Here is a 20,891-nt window from a genome sequence, read left to right as displayed (position 1 = left end):
ACGCAATGAGTGGAGAGAAAGAATGAAACATTATGTTGGCGACCGGACGATCGACGGCGTGAAGGTGACAGTCGACGGTGCACCGTTGAATCCCCGAACCGATGTGATGGAGTACAGCAAAAATGGCTTTGAGTGGAGCTATGAGGGGCCGGAGCCGCGCCAGCTCGCGTTGGCGCTGCTCGCCGACCATCTTGGCGACGCGGCTGCTGCGAGAACGGCCGTCGATCCGTTCATGCGCGCCGTTGTGGCTAACTTCGGCAACGAATGGGAGATGACGTCATCCGATATCGATCTGGCGCTCAAGGCGCTGGGTGGTTCCGGAAAGGCAGTCGCATAGATGCCGCTTCAGTATCGCGCGGCAGTTCTCCACGCAGCGAAGGCGCCGCTCGTCATCGAGACCGTCACTGCGGCTGCGTTGAAGCCCACAGACGTTCTGGTGCGAATTCTTGCGGCGGGATTGTGTCACACCGATCTTGAAGTAATTGAAGGATCTTTGCGCTTTCCGATGCCGATCGTGCTTGGCCACGAAGCAGCTGGCATCGTCGAGGAGGTCGGCTCAGCCGCGCGGGGTGTAAGGAAGGGCGATCACGTCGTCTTGTCGTGGAACCCGCACTGCGGCCATTGCTTCTATTGCGATCGCGACTTGCCGATCCTTTGCGAGGAATATCTCGGCGAAGGTCCGAAGGCGAGGTCATTCGATGGAGAGAGCCGCGCAAGGCTTGCTGACGGCCGTGACGTGCAGCAACTGATGTTTCTCGGATCGTTTGGTGAATATTGCATCATACCGGATCAGCAGGCGATTGCAGTGCCGAAGGAGATTCCGTTCGATCGTGCCTGCTTGATCGGTTGCGGCGTAATGACCGGCGTTGGGGCTGCCCTGAATCTGGATGCGATCAAACATGGCGACGCGGTCATGGTGATCGGTTGTGGCGCAGTGGGTCTGGCGGCGGTGCAGGGTGCGCGGCTGGCAGGGGCTGGTACGATCATCGCTGTTGACCTCGATCCTGCAAAGCTTGCATTGGCGCTAACCATGGGCGCAACCCACACCGTCAATGCGTCAAATGACGATCCTGTCGCTGCGGCAAAGAGTGAGACGGGCGGCCGCGGTGTTGACGCCGTGATAGAGTCCGCCGGCAGCCTCGTGGCTTTCCGTGTCACCGCCGAAGCGGTTCGGCCAGGCGGCAACGTAATCTGGCTTGGCAAGGTCGACGTGCAGCAGAATGTATCGTTCCGGTGGGGTTCCCTCATGCAGGAAAAACGCATCCGCCGTGTCAGTTATGGCAACGCGCGGCCGCGCCGCGACTTTCCGATGCTGGCGCGCGCCTATCTCGACGGATCGCTGATGTTGGATGATCTGATTTCGCGCCGTCTCTCTCTCAACGACATCAATGCGGGATTCGACGCGCTGAAACGTGGCGAAACCATTCGCAGCGTCGTGATGTTCGATTGATCTCGGATCAGGTATCGAGCGTCTTACGCGCGAAATCCTCGATATAGTCGATCAGCTTATCGGAGGCGGCGGCCGCGATTTTGGGCTTCTTCCCGGCGACAGCTTCTGCGACCGCGGCATGCAGCTTCGCGGCCAACGGCAGATCTGCAACTTCCTGATAGTGCTGATACCAGAAGCGGCGGGAGAGAGCGTTCATGAGGCCCATCGATCGCCGCGCAAATTCATTGCGCGCGGTCGTTGCGATCAGGAGATTGAATTTCTGATCGAGGCGCATGAATTCGATGTCGTCCGCCTGAGCCGCCGCCTTGAGCATTCCACGAGCCACTTCGGCGAATTCCTGACGTTCTTCGGGGGTGGCGCGTTCTGCTGCCAGTTTCGCCATCAGCCGCTCAAGCTCGCGGCGCACTTCGAGCAGCCGCAATTGCAGCCTGAGATTGATTTCCGAGACCATGATGCCGCGCCTCGGCATAATCACCACGAGACCGTCCCGCGCGAGACGTTGCAGCGCCTCACGAATCGGAGTCCGGCCGATCTTCAGTTTTAGTGCAAGGGTGTGTTCGGACAGTATGGTGCCGGGAGTCAGCTGAAGGGTGACGATCATTTCTTCGAGTTCTCGATAAGCACGATCTGTCAGCGTTCCGTCATCGGCCTCCGGATTTTGCGCTGCGCGCTTTGTAATCTTTTTAGATTTCAATTCACTCCCCATCCGCCGTAAATCGATCCGATCAGCCCAAGCATATATTCGTAGTATATCAATGACAAGAACTCGTGCTCGCACGAGACAGGGGAGAGTCTTTGCGACGGCAGACGCGGTCTGTCCGACGCTTTACGCAACTCTGGAAAGGCAACTGGCTCGTCAGGTCAGATATGCATAGCCATGAATTCTCCAGTACAAGTACCGAATTGTCTGGTTGCGGGTAAGTCTCGGAGACTTGCATGGCGCTGGCGGTCTCCATAAATGCGGGCTAACGTAGGGGCTCGACAGGAATGAAAACACTGAGCGAGTGCTTGGACAATGACGTCGGGGGCTTAGCGATGCAATCGAAGGTGTTATCTGATCGTTTCTGGAGCTCCGGACGAAACAAATCTCTCCTGGCGCTTGTCGCCGTTGCAATTGGGATCGGTCTGGCCGGCTGCGAGAAGCCGGCTCAAGCGCCCGCTGCCAGTGCGCCCGCTGTCACGGTCGCCAATCCGACAAAAAGAACGGTGACGGACTGGGACGAGTTTACTGGCCGCTTTGATGCGATTGAGCAGGTTCAGGTCCGCGCTCGTGTGACAGGCTTTGTCATGAGCGTCGACTTCAAGGATGGCGCCATCGTCAAGACCGGCGATCTTCTTTATGTCATCGATCCACGGCAGTATGAGGCGGCAGCCGAGCAGGCTCGTGGTCAGCTTGCGGACGCCAAGGCCAAGGTCGACCTGGCAGAGCGCGAGTTGGCGCGAGCTGAAACGCTGGTGAAGACTTCAGCCGTCTCCGAGAGCGTTGTTGATCAGCGTCGCCAGACGCTGTCTGCGGCCCAGGCGGCAACCATGCAGGCGGAGGGTGCTCTAAAGCGAGCGCTTCTTGATGTTGAGTATACCAGGGTGGTCGCCCCGATCGACGGCCGCGTCAGTCGCCACCTTGTGACGGTGGGTAATCTTGTACAGGGAAGCGAAAGCGGTGCGACGCTGCTGACGTCCATTGTCTCGCTCGATCCGATCCACGTCTATTTTGATATGGATGAGTCGATTTACATCAAGAACAGTCGATTGTGGTTTGAAGGAAAACGGCCGAGTTCGCGCGACACAGCCAATCCGGTTCAGGTGATCCTCTCCGGTGAGACGAAGCCCTCGCACGAGGGCTTTGTTGATTTCCTCGACAATCGACTCGACATCGGTACGGGCACATTACGAGGCCGAGGGCTGGTTAAGAATCAGGATCTGTCAATTCTTCCCGGTCAGTTTGCGCGCGTTCGGGTGCTTGGCAGCGCGCCTTATGAAGCGTTGCTACTGCCCGACACCGCCATCGCGACGGACCAGTCGCGCAAGATCGTCTTTGTCGTCAAAGCCGATAATACTGTCGAAGCGCGTCCCGTCGTTCTTGGTCCTCTTGATGATGGTCTGCGGGTTATTCGTGAGGGTCTGAAGCCCGACGACCAGGTCGTCATCGACGGACTTCAGCGCGTCAGGATCGGGGCCAAGGTTACGCCGCATCCGCCAGCTGCGAGTGGCGGGGCCAAGCCATGAATCTTGGACGCCTCTCCATAAACCAGCCGATTCTGGCGATGGTTTTGTCGATCGTGCTGCTTATCATCGGTGCGATTGCATACACGACTTTGCCAGTGGCGGAATATCCGCAGGTGGCGCCGCCAACGGTTGTCATCACCACGCAGTATCCGGGCGCCTCCGCGCAAACCGTGTCGGACACCGTTGCGACGCCAATCGAACAGGAGATCAACGGCGTCGAGGATATGGAGTACCTCTACAGTCAGGCGACATCGAACGGCCAGTTGAACATCACCGTCACGTTCAAGCTGGGGACGGATCTGGATAAGGCTCAGGTGCTGGTTCAGAATCGGGTGGCGATAGCACAGCCTCGCCTGCCAGAGGAAGTTCAGCGCAATGGTGTCGTTACTCGCAAGAATAGCCCCGACCTCATGATGGTCGTGTTCATGCTGTCGCCCGATGACACTTACGACCAGCTCTATATTTCCAACTATGCTTTGCGGCAGGTGCGCGACCAGTTGCTGAGGCTCGACGGCATCGGAGATATCCAGATTTTCGGAGCGCGCGATTATTCGATGCGCTTGTGGCTCGATCCGGACAAGATTGCGACGCTGGGTATGACGGCAGGCGACGTGATTGCCGCTATACGGGCGCAGAACCTTCAGATCGCAGGCGGTCAGATCGCCGAACCGCCCATTACGGATCGCGCTTTTCAGCCGAATCTTACCTTCACCGGCCGCCTGAAAGATCCTCAGCAATTCGAGAATATTGTGATCAAGGCGGGAGCCGATGGTCGCATCGTCCGGCTGCGCGACGTCGCGCGTATTGAGCTTGGTGCGCTGAGCTCAACGACCAATGGTTTCCTGCTCCGGAAATCAGCTGTCGCAATGCTGGTTTTCCAGCGCCCCGGCTCGAATGCGCTTGCCACCGCAAAGAATATCTCTGACGAGATGGCGCGGCTCAAAACCGAGTTTCCGAAGGGCCTGGAATACAACATCGGTTACAATCCGACCGAGTTCATCGCTGAGTCGGTTCACGAACTGATCAAGACCATTTACGAGGCGATGGTTCTGGTGGTCATTGTCGTCCTTGTATTCTTGCAAGGCTGGCGTCCAGCGATCATTCCCATCATCGCGATCCCGGTATCGCTTGTTGGCACCTTTGCGGTGATGGCAGCGCTGGGATTTTCGATCAACAATCTCACGCTGTTCGGGCTTGTGCTCGCAGTCGGCATTGTTGTCGACGACGCGATCGTTGTGGTTGAAAATGTCGAGCGGCATCTGGTTGCGGGCTTAAGCAGACGTGAGGCAGCGCTGCTCACAATGCAGGAGGTTGGTGGTGCACTGGTATCGATTGCGCTGGTGCTGTGTGCGGTGTTCGTGCCTACCGCATTCCTGGGGGGTATCTCCGGTCAGTTCTTTCAGCAGTTCGCCGTCACCATAGCTGTCGCCACGGCGATTTCGTGCTTCTGTTCCCTAACGCTGTCGCCGGCGCTGGCGTCGCTGATCCTGCAGCCGCATCACGAGAAGAAACCACCAGCGAGCTGGAACCTGGTCGCGTGGGGCTGGGGAGCCGCGATCGGCGTGTTCAATCGCGGGTTCGATCGGCTGTCGCACAGCTACGGACATCTGGCTGACTTCGTTATTCGGCATTCCGTTGTGATGCTGCTTGTGTATGTTGCCTTGATTGCTTCTGCGGGGTGGCTGCTTGTCAGTACACCACAGGGCTTTATCCCGGCGCAGGATCGCGGATATGTGATTGTCGCGGTGCAACTCCCGGGGGCCGCCTCATTGGCTCGCACCACCGAAGTTGTTCGTCAGATTGAAAAAATAGCACTCGATACGCCCGGCGTTGTTCGTGTGCCAGCGCTCGCCGGTCTGTCGGGCGCGACACGGACTCAATCGAGCAATGCCGCGGCTCTATTTCCGGTTTTCGAAGAGCCTCAAATTCGGCTGAAGAAGGGACTCACGGCGGACGTTATCACTGCCGAGTTGCGCAAACGGCTGTCCAGCATTCAGAGTGCTTTTATCATCGTTATTCCTCCGCCAGCTGTTCCGGGCATTGGCACCGGCGGCGGATTTTCCATGCGCGTCCAGGATATTCAGGGCCGAGGGGCTGAATTGCTGGCGGCGGCAACCGATGAACTCGTGGCGGCGGCACGCAAGGAGCCAGGGCTGACAGCGGTGTTCTCACCGTTCACCGCAAATACTCCGCAGGTCTTCGTCGAAATCGATCGTCAGAAGGCACAGATGCTTGGTGTGCCCATCCAGAATGTGACGGAAGCGATTGAGGTGTATTTCGGCTCGTCCTATGTGAACGACTTCAATATCCTCGGACGCACCTATCACGTCACAGCCCAGGCTGATTTGCCGTTCCGCAAGGAAACGTCGGATCTTGCCCGCCTGAAAACACGAAATTCGGCGGGCGACATGGTGCTGCTAGGAAGCGTCGTGAACTTCAAGGACACCGCCGGCCCTGATCGGGTCGCACGTTACAATCTGTATCCGGCCGCTGAACTCCAGGGTGATACGGTACGGGGAACGAGTTCGACGACCGCGATCAACATCATGCAGAAGCTTGCGAAGGAGACGTTACCGAGCGGCTTCGCGTTCGAGTGGACCGATCTTTCCTATCAGCAGGTGAAGGGTGGAAACTCAGGTCTCTACGTGTTTCCGATCTGCGTGCTGTTTGTGTATCTCGTGCTTGCCGCGCAATACGGCAGCTGGACGCTTCCATTTTCTGTGATCCTGATTGTGCCGATGTGCTTGCTTGCCGCAACCGTCGGCGTGCGCATTATGGGCCAGGACATTAATATCCTGACCCAGATCGGTTTCGTTGTGTTGGTCGGGCTGGCGGCCAAAAACGCCATTTTGATCGTGGAGTTTGCGCGCGACATCGAACGTGAGGGACGCAACCAGCTCGAGGCCGTTGTTGAAGCGTGCCGGCTCCGATTGCGGCCGATCCTGATGACCTCGTTCGCATTCATTCTCGGTGTGCTCCCGCTGGTGATTTCATCGGGATCGGGATCGGAAATGCGTCAGGCGGTCGGCGTGGCTGTATTCTTCGGCATGCTTGGCGTCACGTTGTTCGGTCTGGTTTTTACGCCGATATTCTACATCTTGGTGCGCAGGCTGTTCCGGGGCAGTGTCGTAATGGAGCCGAGGACCACGGAAAGCGTTCCAGGCTAGTCCGTCTGCTGCTTCATTCTATCGACGAGCAACTCCGCGACGCGGAGACTGGAAGGCGTGGTGTTGCGGGCTGCGAGTTGCACGAGCGTCACCTGCGTTGCCTCCAGCCGCTTATCGCGCAGCGGGATCGCGACCAAGGTGCCGGAGACCAGTTCAGGCATAGCCGCGTTCCGCGGCAGGAAAGTCCCGAGACCGGTCTTGGCAGCCATCGTTCGTGCGAACGCGATGGAGTTGGTTTCGCTGTAGAGATCGAGTTCAACGTTTGCCTTTGCGCAGGCGCGATCGATTTCCTGGCGAATGCCAAACGATGGATCAGGCAAAATGACACGAAGTCCAGCCAGTTCCTTGATGGTACAGTGGTCCTTGCCGGCCATCGCATGATGCGGCGCGACCATCAGGCATAGCGATTGCCGCATGCGGGCCAGTTCGATCAGATCGCGTCGGGGTGCGCGACCGAAGACCAGCCCGAGATCGACCTCGTGCCGTCCGACCATTTCGGCCACACCGCGTGATCCCACGGTGGTCACCGCGATTGAAATGCCGGGATAGTCTCTCGAAAGGTCGACCACAAAATCCGACACGAAGCTTGCCAGCAGTCCCTCGACGGTTGCGAGCTTGACGTGCCCGCGCTGCAGCGAATCAAACTCCTCAACCTGGGCACGGACACGATCCAGTTTCGCCTGGCTCTCTTGTGCATAGCGATAGAGCAGGTGGCCGGCATTGGTCAGATTCATTCCCCGTGCACCGCGTTCGAACAATTTGACCGAGAGTTCGTCTTCAAGCCCCTGGACCTGTCGGCTGATCGCGCTTGGTGCAATGCGAAGAGATTCTGCTGCGCGTTTGATCGAGCCGCGCTCCGTGACCTCGCGAAAATACCTGATAGCGGTGGATTCGATCATGTTTTGCAGGCCGATCGTTTGGGTGGAGGGATGCATGAAATCGGGCAGGCGGTGCATAGTGTTCGAATATTCAGACCGCTTGCTTCGAATTTCAATGCTTTTATTCGATCCCTTATTTTGCCAAGATTTCAACCAAGTCACACCTTCGGTCCCTGATGGAGAATCTGGATGGCTCGCTCCCGGCTCGTCTCACGTGGTTTGAATTCATTCTTGGTTGTTGCTGCCTTGGGATTGTCCGCCTCGGTGGTGTCGGCACAGGACGTCATCCGCTTCGGCGCGCCGCTTCCGCTAACTGGGCCCCTCGCGCCCGAGGCCATCAAGCAGCAGCAGGGCTATGACTTGTGGGCCGAGCAGGCCAACAAGGCAGGTGGAATTTCGGTGGGTGGCAAGAAGTACAAGGTCGAGATCGTCTACGCCGACTACCAGTCGAATACGCCGCGTGCGGTGCAGACCACCGAGCAGATGATCACTCAGAACAACGTCAACTTCCTGTTTGGGCCATTCGGATCTGGTGCGGCAAAGGCCGGCAGCAGCGTTTCCGAGAAGTACAAGGTGCCGACTATCGCAGCGACCGCATCGTCGTCTCAGGTCTACGACCAGGGTTACAAGTACCTGTTCGGGACTTTCACGCCGAACGATACGCTGACTACGCCACTCACGCAGATGGTCAAGGCGAAGGCGCCGGATGTGAAGAAGGTCGCGATTCTGGCGCGAAATGATCTGTTCCCGCTCGCCATTGCGCAGGAGATGGAGAAGTCTGCAAAGGGCAATGGTCTCGAAGTCGTGTATTTCGAGAAGTATGCGATCGGAACGCTCGATCACTCAGCGACGCTGTCGCAGATCAAGTCGCTGGCGCCACAGTGGATTTTCGTGACCGGCTACATCAATGACCTGTTGCTGGTGAAGAAGCAGATGGCTGACCAGCAGATCAAGGCCACGGTGGTTTCGATGATCGCGGGCCCGGCCTACCAGGAGTTCATTGATGCCGCGGGTGCAGGCGGCGAGAACATCACCAGCGCTGCCTGGTGGCATCCTGCCGCGCAGTATGCTGGCAAGGACATTTTCGGCACCACCGCGAACTACGTGAAGCTATTCAAGGACAAGTACAAATCCGAACCTGATTACGCGCAGGCTTCGGCTTCCGTGTCGGGTGCGTTGTTTCAGATGGCGATCGAGAAAGCCGGATCGCTGGACAAGGACAAGGTGCGCGATGAACTCGCCAACATGGACGTGATGACGTTCTTCGGGCCGGTGAAGTTCGGGCCGACCGGGCAAATCAATTCACTGGAGCCGCCAGTATTCCAGCTTCAGGGCGGCAAGCCCGTGGTCCTCTCTCCCGCGCTGATCAAGCAGGGCGAATTCAAGCTCGGCGTTAACTGATCGACCGCGGGGAGGCGAGGACACCACATGCTGGCGGCCCAGGTTCTGATCAATGCTTTAGTGCTGGGCTGCCTTTACGCATGTATTGCGATTGGCTTCTCGCTGGTTTGGGGCGTTCTGAACGTCATCAACCTCATCCATGGCTCGTTTATCGTTCTCGGCGCTTATCTGGCCTGGGGACTTTATCAGTCGCTTCACATCTCGCCGTGGTACGCACTGGCGATCGCGGCGCCGTTATTCTTTGCGTTCGGCTACGTCATTCAGCGTCTTATTCTCAACCGTGTCATCACCGCTCCGGTGCTGGTGACGCTGACGCTGACCTTCGGCCTCGATCTGATCCTCAACAATGCGATGATCTACTATTTCAAGGCTGATTACCGGAAGCTGACGCTGACGCCGCCAATGGGATCTATCTCGCTGTTCGACGTCGTCGTTCCGGTCGATCGGCTGATTGCAACGGCGTCCGCGCTGGCACTGACCGGCGTGCTCTATCTCATCCTGCGCCGGCTGCGGGTGGGGCGAGCCATTGTTGCGGTGAGACTAGATCGCGACGCAGCGACGCTGATGGGCGTCGATGTCAATTCGATCTATGCAATAGCGTTCGGTCTGGGTGCAGCGCTGGCCGGGTGTGCCGGCGTGCTTATGGCGCTGATTTTCCCGATCTCACCGCTGACCTCAACGGCCTATCTCGGAAAGGCGTTCGTTGTCTGCGTGCTCGGTGGCCTCGGCAGTGTGTCAGGCGCGCTGGCAGGAGGGATTCTGCTGGCGCTGATCGAAGGCATCGGCGCCACCCTAATTGGCCCGGCGCATGCGACGACGCTGTCGTTTGTGCTGCTCATCATTTTCCTGATCGTCCGCCCTCAGGGTCTGCTTGGCCGAAAGGGCTTCGAATGACCCGATCGAATCTGATTCTGCTTGTACTGGTGGCTTGCATCGCCGCGCTGCCGCTGTTCGGCGGGGCGTATGCGCTGAGGCTTGGCACGATCGCATGCATGTATGCGATCCTTGCGTTGTCATGGAATATTGTCGGCGGGTTCGCGGGCTATCCTTCGTTTGCGACAGCGGCATTCTTTGGGCTCGGCGCGTACACAACTGGTGTGCTTATGTCACGTGGCGTGCCTCTTGGCGTCGCCGTCGCTGCCGCATGGGTCGCGTCATTCGTTCTTGCGGGTTTGCTTGGGGCTGCGCTGTTGCGCTTGCGCGGGCATTACTTCGCCATCGCCAGCCTCTCGCTGATCGAAGTGTTTCGCGAACTCGTCAACAACGCCACCGATCTGACGGGCGGGGGCATGGGCCTGAACATTCCGCTGACGTCTGCCGCTGGCGTGCTGTCGGATGCGACATTCTTCTTTTATGCGATGTGGGCGCTGCTGCTCGGGACGGCTGTTATGGTCATGGTTGTTGCCGGATCGAAGCTCGGTTTCGGGCTGGCCTGCATCCGCCAGAATGAGACCGCCGCAAACATGATCGGGCTCAATGCCACGCTCTACAAGAGCATCGCATTCGGCCTGTCGGCATGTTTTGTCAGCGCGGCGGGTGGCATCTACGCCGCGTGGGTTCACTACATCGATCCATCCGATGTGTTCGACATTCTTTACTCGGTCAAGCCAATCGTGATGGCGCTGATTGGCGGGCTTGGCTCGCCGCTTGGAGTGGTTGTCGGCGCGCTGGTCTATCTCGGACTGGAAGAGGTGGTCTGGCGCAACTACATCCAGATCCATAGCGGTGTGCTGGGCGTTCTCATTGTGGCGCTTCTGCTGTTCCTGCCACATGGCTTGATGTCGTTGCGCGATCGACTTCTTGCTTGGAGGCCGAAGCGTGTCTGAAATCCTCAAGCTAAAATCTGTTTCCCGTCACTTCAGTGGCCTGAAGGCGCTCAGCGACGTATCGCTCAGTATCGCCAAGGGTGAAGTTCTTGGTCTGATCGGGCCGAACGGTGCCGGGAAGACCACACTCGTCAATGTGGTGACCGGCGTCACGCCGGCCAGTTCGGGCACGGTGACGTTCGCAGGTCAGGACATCACACGCGTAAAGACCTATCAGTCTGCACGCCTTGGACTGTCCCGTACCTTTCAAATCGTGCAGCCGTTCGCCGAGCTCTCGGCCCTCGACAATGTGGCCGCCGCGGCGCTGTTTTCGCAGCCGAATGAGAGCCTGAAGTCTGCGCGGGAGTCAGCCCGGGAACGTCTGGCTTTCGTTGGTCTCGAAGCACAGTCCGATCAGCCGGCGGCAACACTTACACTGGCGATGCGCAAACGCCTGGAACTGGCAAAGGCGCTTGCGATGCGTCCGAAACTGTTGTTTCTCGATGAGGTCAACGCCGGGTTGAACAGCGCTGAAGTCGAGCGTGCGACCCGGCTTATTCACGAACTCGCGGCCAGCGGGATCACGATCGTGATGATCGAACATCTCATGAAGGTCGTGCTTAATGTGTGCACGCGGATCGTTGTTCTGCACAATGGGCGATTGATTGCCGATGGTTTGCCGCGCGATGTAATCAAAAACCCTGCTGTCGTGGAGGCTTATCTCGGTCAGCAATATGCCCAGAGAGCTGGCGCCCATGGCTGATATTGCTTCCATTCTCGAATTGCAGGGGCTTCGCGCTGGCTACGGTGAGGTTCAGGTGCTGTGGGGCATCGACCTTTCGGTACGCAGAGGTGAAATCACCGCGCTGATCGGTTCCAACGGCGCGGGCAAGACCACGCTGATGCGTGCCCTATCGGGCCTGATTCCTGTTCAGTCGGGTATCTATCGCTCCGATGGCGAAGATCTCGCAGGCGCGACCGCGGCAAAAATTCTTTCCCGCGGCATCGTCCATGTGCCCGAGGGGCGTCGGTTGTTCGGCGCGATGAGTATCGAAGACAATCTCTTGATGGGGGCCTATTCGCGAACAGCTTCGCGTGCCGAAATCAGCCGCGACATTGACAGGGTCTACACGACGTTCCCGAAATTGTCCGAACGCCGCAATCAAGCCGCCGCAACGCTCTCCGGCGGAGAGCAGCAGATGTGTGCCATCGGGCGTGGCCTCATGAGCGCGCCGAAGCTGTTAATGATCGACGAGCTTTCACTCGGCCTTTCGCCGCTGCTGGTCGAGCAGCTTGTTGCCGCGCTGCGTGCGCTCAATGCTGAAGGCATGTCGATCCTGTTGGTGGAGCAGGATGTTACGACAGCCCTGGACTTATGCGATGCCGCGTTCGTCATGGATATGGGCCGGATTGTCAGATCTGGATCGGGCACGGAATTGCTCGCAGATCCGATTATTCGCGACGCCTATCTCGGCGTTCTTGAAGAATAGCTTTCATCAACCGACCAAAATTCCGTTCTCGAAAAGCAAGAAGAGGCAATATGATCAAGACTGTTGAAGCGCCGAATGGTGGCTATCGTTTCATGGCGGGTGTCAGTCAGTATTCCGCCGGCGTTGCTGCGCTTCCTGGCTTTGCCCTCGAGCGAGTGCGGTTCGCGAATCCCGTGCCGCTGCGGCAGGGATTTGAGAAGATCGCGCAAATTCTTAAGGAAGCGGGCCGCCCGTTGTCGGCGTTCGCGGCATGTGAATTGCGTTCACCTGCGCCTTTTACGGAAAGCGGATTCGTCAAGTTCAACGAGGAATACACCGGCACCTTGAAGGCATGGGGGCTGATGCAGGATGGCACCGCAAATCCCGTGGCGCGCAGCAACGTATGTCCAAAGATAACTCCTCCGTCGGAACCGGGCTTTCACGCTTTTTCATATACGGTGGTTGCGGCGGGAGCGCCGACGTCGTTTGTGATCGCGGGTAGTGGTGAAGCGCCGGAAGGAAAAGGGAGTTATCGCGATCATGCCGTCCGGCTCGGCGATACTTCACCAGCAGCAATGCTGGAAAAAGCAAAGTGGGTTCTGGGAGAGATGGAGCGGCGCATGAGTGCGTTCAGCGGGGACTGGAATCAGGTGACTGCAACGCAACTCTATACCGTTCACGACATCTTTCCGTTCATTGAAAGTGAACTCGGAAAGCGCGGCATTTTCCGGCAGGGGCTTACCTGGCATCTGAATCGGCCGCCGGTGCAGGATCTCGAATACGAAATGGATTGCCGCCGCGTGCACACGGAGCGTGTGATCGAAGTCTGAGTCTGGCGTCGCTCACCCACCGACCTTGACGAATGCGTTCGGATACCGTCAAACTCTTCGAGAGTGGCGGCTCATACGCGTGAGTCATGCCGGAATCCAGCGATCAGATTTAGGCTCGGGATAGAATTATGCGGCTGGCGGCTGCGACAAAGCAGGGAAGGCGACCCAAAGCCGGTAAAGACACGCCATCTGTTCGTATTATTCAGAACCCGCCGGTGTTGACCGAACGGAACTGTTCCGTCGCCCGGACGGTCGGTATTCTTTCGGATGCGTGGGCGTTTCTCGTTATCCGTGAGGGGTTTTTCGGAGCTCGGCGGTTTGAGGAATTTCGCTCGGCTCTCGAAATTTCCAGAGCAACCCTGACGGATCGTCTACGCCGCTTGACCCGCGAGGGAATATTTCGGGAGATCAGCTATTCCGAAACATCGAGCCGCGTTGAATACAAGCTGACGAAGTCGGGTATCGATCTCTACCCCACCTTCATGGCTCTTATGCAATTCGGTGACCGGTGGCTGGCTGATCCGAAGGGAGCGCCGCTTCAGCTTATTCACGAGGGCTGCAATTGCGTCAGCAAGCCGTTCGTCTCGTGCTCGTGCTGCCATCAGCATGTAGTCGCGCGAAAGGTCAGCTACCGCGACGGGCCGGGGGCGGGGAAAACACCGATCGAGCCGTCGCGGCGCTCGCGCCGAACCGCCGATGATTTCATGCGCGGACGCCCAAGCTCGGTGTCGCGGGCGCTTGAAGTCATCGGCGACAGATGGAGTTTTCTGGTTATTCGAGAAGCGTTCTTTGGCGCCAGACGTTTCGACAAGCTCCAGGTGGAGCTAAATATTGCCTCAAATATCCTCACCGACCGTCTCGCGCGGCTTGTCGAACGCGGGGTTTTCAAGAAGCGGAAGTATCAGTCGTTACCCGAGAGATTCGAGTATCTGCTGACTCCGATGGGGATGGACCTGTATGGGCCATTGATCATGATGATGGCCTGGGGCGACAAATGGCGCGCGGAAGGGAAGCCTCCGCTCATCCTCAGGCACCTGGATTGCGGGAAGGATTTTACGCCGACGGTAATCTGCAATCGCTGCGGTGAACCAATTCACGCGACGTCGATGAGGTATCGCATGCGCTACAATCCCGACAAGTTTGGCGGCACAAAAAGCGGCCGGGCGGTGCCCGGCCGCGTCTGATCGGTGTTACGGCTTACTTCTTGATCAGCGGGCACTTGCTTTCCGACAGCGGGCGGAATGCCTCATCGCCCGGAACGACCGCGTGAAGTTTGTAGTAGTCCCACGCATATTTGGATTCCGAGGGTTTCTTGACCTCGTAAACGTACATGTCATGTACGAACCGGCCGTCCTCGCGAACACGGCCATTCTTGGCGAAGAAGTCATTCACCGGCATCTCGCGCATTTTTGCCATCACGGTTTTGGCGTCGTCGGTGCCGGCCGCCTTGATTGCGTTCAGGTAGTGCATTGTGGACGAGTAATCGCCGGCATCGCCCATGTGCGGCATGCGCTTCATCTTCGCGAAGAATCGCTTGGAGAATGCGCGGGTTTCCTCGTCTCGATCCCAATAGAACGCATTCGTCAAGAGGAGACCCTGTGCAGTCGACAGACCCATTGAGTCGATATCGGTGATCCAGACCAGCAACCCGGCAATGGTTTGCTTTCCGCCGTCGGTGAGACCGAAATCCTTCGCCGACTTGACAGCGTTGATGAACGTTGTTCCGGAGCCGGCAACAGCAACAACCTTGGATTTTGAGGCCTGTGCCTGAAGCAAAAAGGACGAGTGATCGGCAGTATCGATGGGGTAGCGGATCGATCCAACGACCGTGCCGCCGTTCGCCTTCACCACGTTCGCCGTGTCGCTCTCAAGCGCATGTCCAAACGCATAGTCCGCTGTGAGGAAATACCAAGTATTCAAGCCTTCCTTGATAAGTGCCTTTCCGGTGCCTTGGGCCAGCGCATAGGTATCGTAAGCATAATGGATGCTGTTTGGGGTGCAGGAATCGTTTGTCAGTCGTGATGAGCCGGACCCGTTGACGATGGCGATGCGGTTTTTCTCCTGTGCGACGTTGGTGACTGCCAATGCGATTGATGAGTTGATCAGGTTGGCAATCAGGTCGACTTTGGTGACGTCGTACCACTCGCGCGCCTTGGCAATCGCCACCTCGTTGCGGTTCTGGTGATCGGCGACGATCACTTCAATGGGCTTGCCAAGTACTGATCCGCCAAAATCCTCGACGGCCATCTTGACCGCGGTGACCGATCCTTCGCCGGACTCGTGAGAAAATTGCCCCGACATATCGGTCATTACACCGATCTTGACCACGTCGTCCGAGATCTTTGCCGTCTGCGCATATGCCGGACTCGCCAGTCCAATGCCAACAGCGAGTATCATTGCCACTCTATTCATTTTGCTCCTCCCTTAATTTCTTACCTGATCGACAGGCTTGCATAACTAGACTAATTTGATATGACGCTGTCAACGGGCTCGCAAGGCTCATTGTCATTGCGACGCACAAAAATTCTCGGAGGAGATGATCCCGATGGAGGAAGCGTCGCATCATGCGGATGCCGATGTGGTGCTGGAAGCGCGCGGGCTGCGGAAGGAATTCCGCGGCTATGTTGCGGTAAACGGCGTCGATCTCGACATTCGGCGCGGCACGATTCACGCGCTGATCGGTCCCAACGGTGCCGGCAAGACAACAGTCTTCAATCTATTGACGAAATTTCTGGTGCCGACATCGGGCCGAATACGGCTGGAGGGCGCCGACGTGACGATGGAGCAGCCGGCGGCGCTCGCTCGTCTTGGTCTGGTGCGATCGTTTCAGATATCTGCAGTCTTTCCGCATCTTTCGGTGAGCGAGAATATTGCGATCGCGCTTCAGCGGAGATTTGTATCGCCCGCGACATTCTGGCGCGGTGGACTGCGGCCCGGCGATATGTCCGAGCGCATTTGCGGCCTGCTCGAGGAGGTTGATCTGGGAACCTTCGCGCACACCCGCGCCGGAGATCTGGCGTATGGCCGCAAGCGAGCACTCGAGCTCGCAACAACACTGGCGACGGAACCAAGGGTCATGCTTCTCGATGAGCCCACCCAAGGGCTCGGTCATGAGGACGTTGATCGCGTCACCGCTCTCATCAAACAGGCTGCGATTGGCCGCACCGTGGTCATGGTTGAGCACAACATGAAAATGGTGGCGCGGATCGCCGATCGGATCAGCGTGTTGCGGCGTGGTGAAATCATAGCGGAAGGGCCGTACGACGAGGTATCCCGCAATCCGCAGGTGATCGAATCCTACCTCGGCTCACGTTCGCGCGCGATGGGGAAAGCATTATGATTGCAAGCGGTCCGTGCGCTATCGATGTGTTGAACGTCGACCGTCTGCACGCCTGGTATGGCGAGTCGCATATCCTCCATGGCATGTCGTTTTCTCTGCGGCGGGGAGAGGTGGTTGCCCTTCTCGGCCGCAATGGTAGCGGCCGCACGACTACGCTGCGTGCAATTGTCGGATTGATCGACAAACGGCAAGGCTCGATTCAGATCGGCGGCAAGGACACGATCCGCCTCTCGCCCCATGTCATCGCGCGCATGGGGGTAGGCTATTGTCCCGAGGAACGCGGCATATTCGCCAGCTTGTCGTGTGAGGAGAACTTGCTGCTGCCACCGCAGCAATCTGGCGGGGGGATGTCTGTCGACGAAATCTATTCATTGCTCCCCAATCTTGCCGAGCGGCGCAGTACGCCCGGGACCAGACTATCCGGCGGCGAGCAACAGATGCTGGCGATCGCACGGATTTTGCGTACCGGCGCGCGGTTGCTGTTGCTCGATGAGATATCCGAGGGGCTTGCCCCCGTAATTGTTGATCGTCTTTTCGATCTCATCACCGAGTTGAAGTCGCGCGGCTACACGATCCTTCTCGTGGAGCAGAACAAGTATTTCGCCGCGCCGCTCGCAGACCGGTTTCTGGTCGTCGAGCACGGGGACATCACGATGCGACTGTCTGCGGCGGAGCTAGAGGCGAAGGCGGATCTCGTTGACCGAAGCCTGGGAGTTTGAGGACGAAATGTTTGATATTCCCGCACAGGTGCTGCTTGGCCAGGTTACGATCGGTCTCGTGAACGGTTGTTTCTATGCAATCTTGAGCCTTGGCCTTGCTCTGATTTTCGGCTTGCTCAACGTGATCAATTTCGCCCACGGCGCGCTCTATATGCTCGGCGCATTCGGTGTTTATCTCGCCATGCATAAGCTTGGTGTGAATTACTGGTGGTCTCTGCTGCTTGTGCCTCTCGTGATAGGTGCATTCGGTGCTTTGATCGAGCGGGTTCTGCTGCGCCGGCTGTCCGGTCTCGATCATCTCTATGGCCTGTTGTTCACATTCGGGCTTGCGTTGGTGCTGGAGGGCATTTTCCGCGACATCTATGGATCTGCGGGCCTGCCTTACCAGACACCATCGGCTCTGCGCGGGCTGGTCGATCTCGGCTTCATGAGAATGCCGATTTACCGGGTGTGGATCGTCGGCGTGTCGCTGCTCGTTTGCCTCGCGATCTGGTTTCTGATCGAGAAAACGCGTCTTGGATCGTATCTGCGCGCCGGTACCGAGAATGCGAGGCTGGTGCAGGCCCTCGGAATTAATGTCCCGCTGATGGTCACCTTCGTTTACGCGCTTGGCGCGGCACTGGCGGCCTTTGCCGGTGTGCTGGCTGCACCGATCTATCAAGTTCAGCCGCTGATGGGGTCGAACATTCTGATCGTCACTTTTGCGGTCGTGGTGATTGGCGGATTGGGGTCGACGGCGGGCGCGATCGCGACGGGTCTTGCGCTTGGCGTCATCGAGGGTCTCTCCAAGGTCTTTTATCCTGAAGTGTCATCGACCATCGTTTTCATCGTCATGGCGCTTGTTCTGCTTGTCAGGCCCGCCGGGTTGTTTGGACGTGAGACATGAGCACCATGAACATGAAAACGTCGACCGCTCTTTTGCTTGGATTGGCTGTGGTCGGTATCCTTGCTCCATTTGCCGGGCTTTATGCACAGTTCCTGATGAAGTGCGTGGCATTCGCGCTGTTCGCGGTGGCGTTCAACTTTTTCACCGGAAATGTGGGACTTCTATCGATCGGGCATGCGGCCTTCTTTGGTGTCGGTGCGTATGCAGCAGGCTACGCCACCAAGTCTTGGGGCTTCACGCCGGAGCTTGCGTTGGGAGTCAGTCTTTTCATAGGTGCCGCGCTTGGTGCCGTCATGGGCGGAATGGCGATCCGGCGGCAGGGTATCTACTTCGCCATGATCACGCTGGCGCTTGCGCAAATGGTGTACTTCATTTGCGTGCAAGCGCCTTTCACCGGCGCAGAAGATGGCCTCCAGCGCATTCCGCGACGCGCCCTGTTCGGACTGTTCGATCTTTCGAGCGACCACGCGATGTACGCTTTCGCGCTGGTCGTGATGCTTGTCGCGGTTTGGGGATTTCAACGCGTCATGGAAGCGCCTTTTGGACAGGTGCTTCTCGCCATTCGTGACAACGAGCCGCGAGCCATCTCGCTGGGATACGATGTTCAGAAATACAAGCTCTCAGCATTCACGATGTCCGCCGCGATTGCAGGTCTTGCAGGCGGCCTGAAGGCCCTGACGCTTGGATTTGCCGGGTTGCCCGATGCGCACTGGACCCAATCAGGTAACGTTATCCTGATGTGCCTGCTCGGAGGGCTGGGGACACCGCTCGGTCCGATCATTGGCGCCATTCTTGTCGTGACACTTGAGAGCAAGCTCTCCAGCGTAGGTGTTGTTCAGATTGGTTCTCTTGCTATCGACTTGTCGAGCAAGGTTCCAATTATCATCGGTCTGATTTTCATGGTTTGCGTCATGCTTTTCCGCAGGGGAATCGTCGGAGAAATCAGTGCTGCCCTTGCAGCCGCAAAACCAACAGAAGCTCGCGGAACCGCAGAAAAAGGTATTCGACCGAGTTGACATCGGTCATGGAAATTAGTCTAGTTATGAAAGTCACTATTTCGCGCTGATGCTGAACGGAGCTTGCGGTGCAGGGGTTTGTTTTTCAGTCAACTAAATCAATCCTGGTCGAGCCGGGATGCTCATCGCGCATCGGTGAACTTGTCAAAGATCTTGGCTGCAAGTCTGTACTTTTGGTCAGCGATCCCGGTGTTAAATCCGCCGGCCTGCTACAGGCGGGATTGCATGGGCTGGAGCAGCAGGGTGTTTCGGTCACGTTGTTTACCGGCGTGGAAGCAGATCCTCCGGTTCACGTGATTGATGCCGCGGTCAAGTTGGCGACGGACGCAAAAGTCGACGGCGTGGTCTCAGTCGGCGGCGGAAGTTCGATGGATGTCGCCAAGTTGGTCGCGCTGCTCGCGGTGGGCCGGGAAAAGCTCGCGGATATCTACGGCGTCGGCTTCGCCAAGGGTCCGCGTTTGCCATTGGTGCTCGCGCCCACCACCGCCGGCACGGGCTCGGAGGTGACGCCGATCTCAATCGTAACCACCGGCGAGGGGGAAAAGAAAGGCGTCGTGTCACCCGTCCTGCTGCCTGATTGGGCTGTGCTGGACGCCGAGTTAACGCTCGGGTTGCCGCCAGCGGTGACGGCAGCCACCGGCATTGACGCGATGGTCCACGCCATCGAAGCTTATACCAGCAAGCGTCTGAAGAACCCGCTGTCCGATGCATTGGCACGCGAAGCTCTCAGGCTTCTCGGTGGCAACATCCACGAGGTCTGCCGTAACGGAACCAATCGTGAGGCGCGTCACAATATGCTGCTCGGCTCCATGCTCGCTGGAATGGCGTTTGCAAATGCGCCGGTCGCAGCCGTACATGCGCTGGCCTATCCGGTCGGTGCGCGATTCCATGTTCCTCACGGGCTGTCGAATTCTCTTGTGCTTCCGCAGGTCATTCAGTTCAACGCAGGTTCAGCGGAAAGTCACTACAGCGAACTAGCGTCTATTCTGACTCCGCAAGCGACCGGCGGCGCAGCCGATCGCACCAAGGCGCTTGTGCAGATGCTGTCGAATCTTCCCGTCGAACTTGGGCTGCCGACGCGCCTGCGCGACGTGGGAATCGCGCAGCAGGATGTGGCAATGCTTGCTGAAGATGCAATGAAACAGACGCGGCTTCTCGTCAATAACCCACGCGAGGTCACCCATTCCGATGCACTTGCGATCTACGAGGCATCGCTATGACGGATCGGCCGAAACCTGAATTCCGCAGCAACTATATGCACTTTCAAACTATGACGACGCGTTGGATGGACAACGACGTCTACCGTCACATGAACAATACAACGTACTATTCATTCTTCGATACGCTCGTATGTCAGTATCTTATTGAGAGAGGAGCGCTCGATGTTGAGAAGAGCCCGGTGATCGGTCTTGTTGCCGAAACCACCTGCCGCTTCTTCAAATCGATTGCGTTTCCTTCGAAGGTCAATGCGGGTCTCCGCATCGGCCATCAGGGCAACAGTAGCATCCGCTATGACATCGGCCTCTTTAAGGATGACGAGAACATCGCATCTGCCCAAGGGCATTTCGTGCATGTCTATGTCGATCGCGCGAACGGCAGGCCTGTAACCTTGCCGGACGCAGTGAAACTGGCAGTCGCACCGTTGCACATGATGGCGGTAAAGTCGGCGGCTGCTGAATAACTGCGGTTGGAGGAGTATTTGTA

20 protein-coding genes are annotated in these 20,891 nt (G+C 57.8%); 17 read left to right on the top strand and 3 right to left on the bottom strand.

Annotation, left to right across the window (positions count from 1 at the left end; translation table 11 throughout):
- Positions 1-22: 22 nt before the first annotated feature.
- Together AC1RM7_RS17395 and AC1RM7_RS17390 are read left to right on the top strand one after the other, a co-directional pair.
- Complete coding sequence (locus tag AC1RM7_RS17395; RefSeq protein ID WP_111835275.1) at positions 23-337, top strand: DUF6166 domain-containing protein; 315 nt, start codon at positions 23-25, stop codon at positions 335-337.
- Positions 338-1,450 (top strand): Zn-dependent alcohol dehydrogenase, encoded by a 1,113-nt coding sequence (locus AC1RM7_RS17390; RefSeq protein WP_492839108.1) that lies wholly within the window; start codon positions 338-340, stop codon positions 1,448-1,450. It begins immediately after the preceding gene.
- Between the two features lie 7 nt (positions 1,451-1,457).
- Here AC1RM7_RS17390 and AC1RM7_RS17385 read toward each other — a convergent pair whose 3' ends face one another.
- Positions 1,458-2,156, bottom strand: a complete 699-nt coding sequence (locus AC1RM7_RS17385; RefSeq protein ID WP_006019501.1) for a GntR family transcriptional regulator — start codon at positions 2,154-2,156, stop codon at positions 1,458-1,460.
- A gap of 329 nt (positions 2,157-2,485) precedes the next feature.
- Here AC1RM7_RS17385 and AC1RM7_RS17380 point away from each other — a divergent pair, with 329 nt between their 5' ends.
- Both AC1RM7_RS17380 and AC1RM7_RS17375 read left to right on the top strand, forming a co-directional pair.
- A complete protein-coding gene (locus AC1RM7_RS17380; protein ID WP_492839331.1) occupies positions 2,486-3,676 on the top strand; it encodes an efflux RND transporter periplasmic adaptor subunit in 1,191 nt (396 codons plus the stop codon).
- Positions 3,673-6,843, top strand: a complete 3,171-nt coding sequence (locus tag AC1RM7_RS17375) for an efflux RND transporter permease subunit (protein ID WP_492839110.1) — start codon at positions 3,673-3,675, stop codon at positions 6,841-6,843. The genes AC1RM7_RS17380 and AC1RM7_RS17375 overlap by 4 nt, the downstream gene beginning before the upstream one ends.
- Here AC1RM7_RS17375 and AC1RM7_RS17370 read toward each other — a convergent pair.
- Positions 6,840-7,883: a LysR family transcriptional regulator gene (locus AC1RM7_RS17370; protein WP_492839112.1), complete on the bottom strand. Its 1,044-nt coding sequence runs from the start codon at positions 7,881-7,883 to the stop codon at positions 6,840-6,842. The two genes, AC1RM7_RS17375 and AC1RM7_RS17370, sit on opposite strands and share 4 nt — an antisense overlap.
- 27 nt (positions 7,884-7,910) lie before the next feature.
- On the opposite strand from AC1RM7_RS17370, the gene AC1RM7_RS17365 reads away from it, so the two are divergent.
- The 7 genes from AC1RM7_RS17365 (at position 7,911) to AC1RM7_RS17335 (ending at position 14,410) form a co-directional block, all read left to right on the top strand.
- Positions 7,911-9,122, top strand: a complete 1,212-nt coding sequence (locus tag AC1RM7_RS17365) for an amino acid ABC transporter substrate-binding protein (RefSeq protein WP_492839114.1) — start codon at positions 7,911-7,913, stop codon at positions 9,120-9,122.
- A gap of 27 nt (positions 9,123-9,149) precedes the next feature.
- Positions 9,150-10,016 (top strand): branched-chain amino acid ABC transporter permease, encoded by an 867-nt coding sequence (locus AC1RM7_RS17360; RefSeq protein WP_492839116.1) that lies wholly within the window; start codon positions 9,150-9,152, stop codon positions 10,014-10,016.
- Positions 10,013-10,948 (top strand): branched-chain amino acid ABC transporter permease, encoded by a 936-nt coding sequence (locus AC1RM7_RS17355; RefSeq protein WP_006019508.1) that lies wholly within the window; start codon positions 10,013-10,015, stop codon positions 10,946-10,948. Before AC1RM7_RS17360 ends, AC1RM7_RS17355 begins: the two co-directional genes overlap by 4 nt.
- Positions 10,941-11,690 carry an ABC transporter ATP-binding protein gene (locus tag AC1RM7_RS17350; RefSeq protein WP_006019509.1) on the top strand — a complete coding sequence of 250 codons (750 nt, stop codon included), beginning with the start codon at positions 10,941-10,943 and terminating at the stop codon, positions 11,688-11,690. Before AC1RM7_RS17355 ends, AC1RM7_RS17350 begins: the two co-directional genes overlap by 8 nt.
- Positions 11,683-12,417 (top strand): ABC transporter ATP-binding protein, encoded by a 735-nt coding sequence (locus AC1RM7_RS17345; protein WP_006019510.1) that lies wholly within the window; start codon positions 11,683-11,685, stop codon positions 12,415-12,417. Before AC1RM7_RS17350 ends, AC1RM7_RS17345 begins: the two co-directional genes overlap by 8 nt.
- A 50-nt stretch (positions 12,418-12,467) precedes the next feature.
- On the top strand, positions 12,468-13,226 hold the full coding sequence (gene cnbZ, locus AC1RM7_RS17340; RefSeq protein WP_492839119.1) for a 2-amino-5-chloromuconate deaminase CnbZ: 759 nt from the start codon (positions 12,468-12,470) through the stop codon (positions 13,224-13,226).
- 128 nt (positions 13,227-13,354) lie between these two features.
- Positions 13,355-14,410, top strand: a complete 1,056-nt coding sequence (locus AC1RM7_RS17335) for a winged helix-turn-helix transcriptional regulator (RefSeq protein WP_492839121.1) — start codon at positions 13,355-13,357, stop codon at positions 14,408-14,410.
- A 13-nt stretch (positions 14,411-14,423) separates the two neighbouring features.
- On the opposite strand, the gene AC1RM7_RS17330 is transcribed toward AC1RM7_RS17335, so the two are convergent.
- Positions 14,424-15,623, bottom strand: coding sequence for an ABC transporter substrate-binding protein (locus AC1RM7_RS17330; protein WP_492943897.1), 1,200 nt, complete (start codon positions 15,621-15,623; stop codon positions 14,424-14,426).
- A 148-nt stretch (positions 15,624-15,771) separates the two neighbouring features.
- Between AC1RM7_RS17330 and AC1RM7_RS17325 the strand changes: the two genes are divergently transcribed.
- The 6 genes from AC1RM7_RS17325 (at position 15,772) to AC1RM7_RS17300 (ending at position 20,868) form a co-directional block, all read left to right on the top strand.
- Positions 15,772-16,566, top strand: a complete 795-nt coding sequence (locus AC1RM7_RS17325; protein WP_492839125.1) for an ABC transporter ATP-binding protein — start codon at positions 15,772-15,774, stop codon at positions 16,564-16,566.
- Complete coding sequence (locus tag AC1RM7_RS17320; protein WP_492839127.1) at positions 16,563-17,285, top strand: ABC transporter ATP-binding protein; 723 nt, start codon at positions 16,563-16,565, stop codon at positions 17,283-17,285. Before AC1RM7_RS17325 ends, AC1RM7_RS17320 begins: the two co-directional genes overlap by 4 nt.
- A gap of 7 nt (positions 17,286-17,292) precedes the next feature.
- Complete coding sequence (locus tag AC1RM7_RS17315; protein ID WP_492839129.1) at positions 17,293-18,171, top strand: branched-chain amino acid ABC transporter permease; 879 nt, start codon at positions 17,293-17,295, stop codon at positions 18,169-18,171.
- Complete coding sequence (locus tag AC1RM7_RS17310; protein WP_492839131.1) at positions 18,168-19,187, top strand: branched-chain amino acid ABC transporter permease; 1,020 nt, start codon at positions 18,168-18,170, stop codon at positions 19,185-19,187. The genes AC1RM7_RS17315 and AC1RM7_RS17310 overlap by 4 nt, the downstream gene beginning before the upstream one ends.
- A 68-nt stretch (positions 19,188-19,255) precedes the next feature.
- A complete protein-coding gene (locus AC1RM7_RS17305) occupies positions 19,256-20,407 on the top strand; it encodes an iron-containing alcohol dehydrogenase (RefSeq protein WP_492839133.1) in 1,152 nt (383 codons plus the stop codon).
- Entirely contained in the window at positions 20,404-20,868 is a 465-nt protein-coding gene (locus AC1RM7_RS17300; RefSeq protein WP_024919782.1) for an acyl-CoA thioesterase, read from the top strand. Before AC1RM7_RS17305 ends, AC1RM7_RS17300 begins: the two co-directional genes overlap by 4 nt.
- Positions 20,869-20,891: the final 23 nt, after the last annotated feature.

Source organism: Afipia sp. GW822-FHT03D08 (assembly GCF_058801645.1).
The sequence above is the reverse complement of the archived record's forward strand: the minus strand, read 5'-3'. Positions and strand labels throughout refer to the sequence as shown.

What these genes read in the sequence shown, in the direction of transcription:
- AC1RM7_RS17360 (WP_492839116.1), top strand. Translation starts at nt 9,150, where the DNA reads ATGCTGGCGGCCCAGGTTCTGATCAATGCTTTAGTGCTGGGCTGCCTT.
- AC1RM7_RS17315 (WP_492839129.1), top strand. Translation starts at nt 17,293, where the DNA reads ATGTTTGATATTCCCGCACAGGTGCTGCTTGGCCAGGTTACGATCGGT.
- AC1RM7_RS17390 (WP_492839108.1), top strand. Translation starts at nt 338, where the DNA reads ATGCCGCTTCAGTATCGCGCGGCAGTTCTCCACGCAGCGAAGGCGCCG.
- AC1RM7_RS17395 (WP_111835275.1), top strand. Translation starts at nt 23, where the DNA reads ATGAAACATTATGTTGGCGACCGGACGATCGACGGCGTGAAGGTGACA.
- AC1RM7_RS17310 (WP_492839131.1), top strand. Translation starts at nt 18,168, where the DNA reads ATGAGCACCATGAACATGAAAACGTCGACCGCTCTTTTGCTTGGATTG.
- AC1RM7_RS17380 (WP_492839331.1), top strand. Translation starts at nt 2,486, where the DNA reads ATGCAATCGAAGGTGTTATCTGATCGTTTCTGGAGCTCCGGACGAAAC.
- AC1RM7_RS17300 (WP_024919782.1), top strand. Translation starts at nt 20,404, where the DNA reads ATGACGGATCGGCCGAAACCTGAATTCCGCAGCAACTATATGCACTTT.
- AC1RM7_RS17365 (WP_492839114.1), top strand. Translation starts at nt 7,911, where the DNA reads ATGGCTCGCTCCCGGCTCGTCTCACGTGGTTTGAATTCATTCTTGGTT.
- AC1RM7_RS17385 (WP_006019501.1), bottom strand. Translation starts at nt 2,156, where the DNA reads ATGGGGAGTGAATTGAAATCTAAAAAGATTACAAAGCGCGCAGCGCAA.
- AC1RM7_RS17325 (WP_492839125.1), top strand. Translation starts at nt 15,772, where the DNA reads ATGGAGGAAGCGTCGCATCATGCGGATGCCGATGTGGTGCTGGAAGCG.
- AC1RM7_RS17335 (WP_492839121.1), top strand. Translation starts at nt 13,355, where the DNA reads ATGCGGCTGGCGGCTGCGACAAAGCAGGGAAGGCGACCCAAAGCCGGT.
- AC1RM7_RS17355 (WP_006019508.1), top strand. Translation starts at nt 10,013, where the DNA reads ATGACCCGATCGAATCTGATTCTGCTTGTACTGGTGGCTTGCATCGCC.
- AC1RM7_RS17330 (WP_492943897.1), bottom strand. Translation starts at nt 15,623, where the DNA reads ATGATACTCGCTGTTGGCATTGGACTGGCGAGTCCGGCATATGCGCAG.
- AC1RM7_RS17320 (WP_492839127.1), top strand. Translation starts at nt 16,563, where the DNA reads ATGATTGCAAGCGGTCCGTGCGCTATCGATGTGTTGAACGTCGACCGT.
- cnbZ (WP_492839119.1), top strand. Translation starts at nt 12,468, where the DNA reads ATGATCAAGACTGTTGAAGCGCCGAATGGTGGCTATCGTTTCATGGCG.
- AC1RM7_RS17375 (WP_492839110.1), top strand. Translation starts at nt 3,673, where the DNA reads ATGAATCTTGGACGCCTCTCCATAAACCAGCCGATTCTGGCGATGGTT.
- AC1RM7_RS17345 (WP_006019510.1), top strand. Translation starts at nt 11,683, where the DNA reads ATGGCTGATATTGCTTCCATTCTCGAATTGCAGGGGCTTCGCGCTGGC.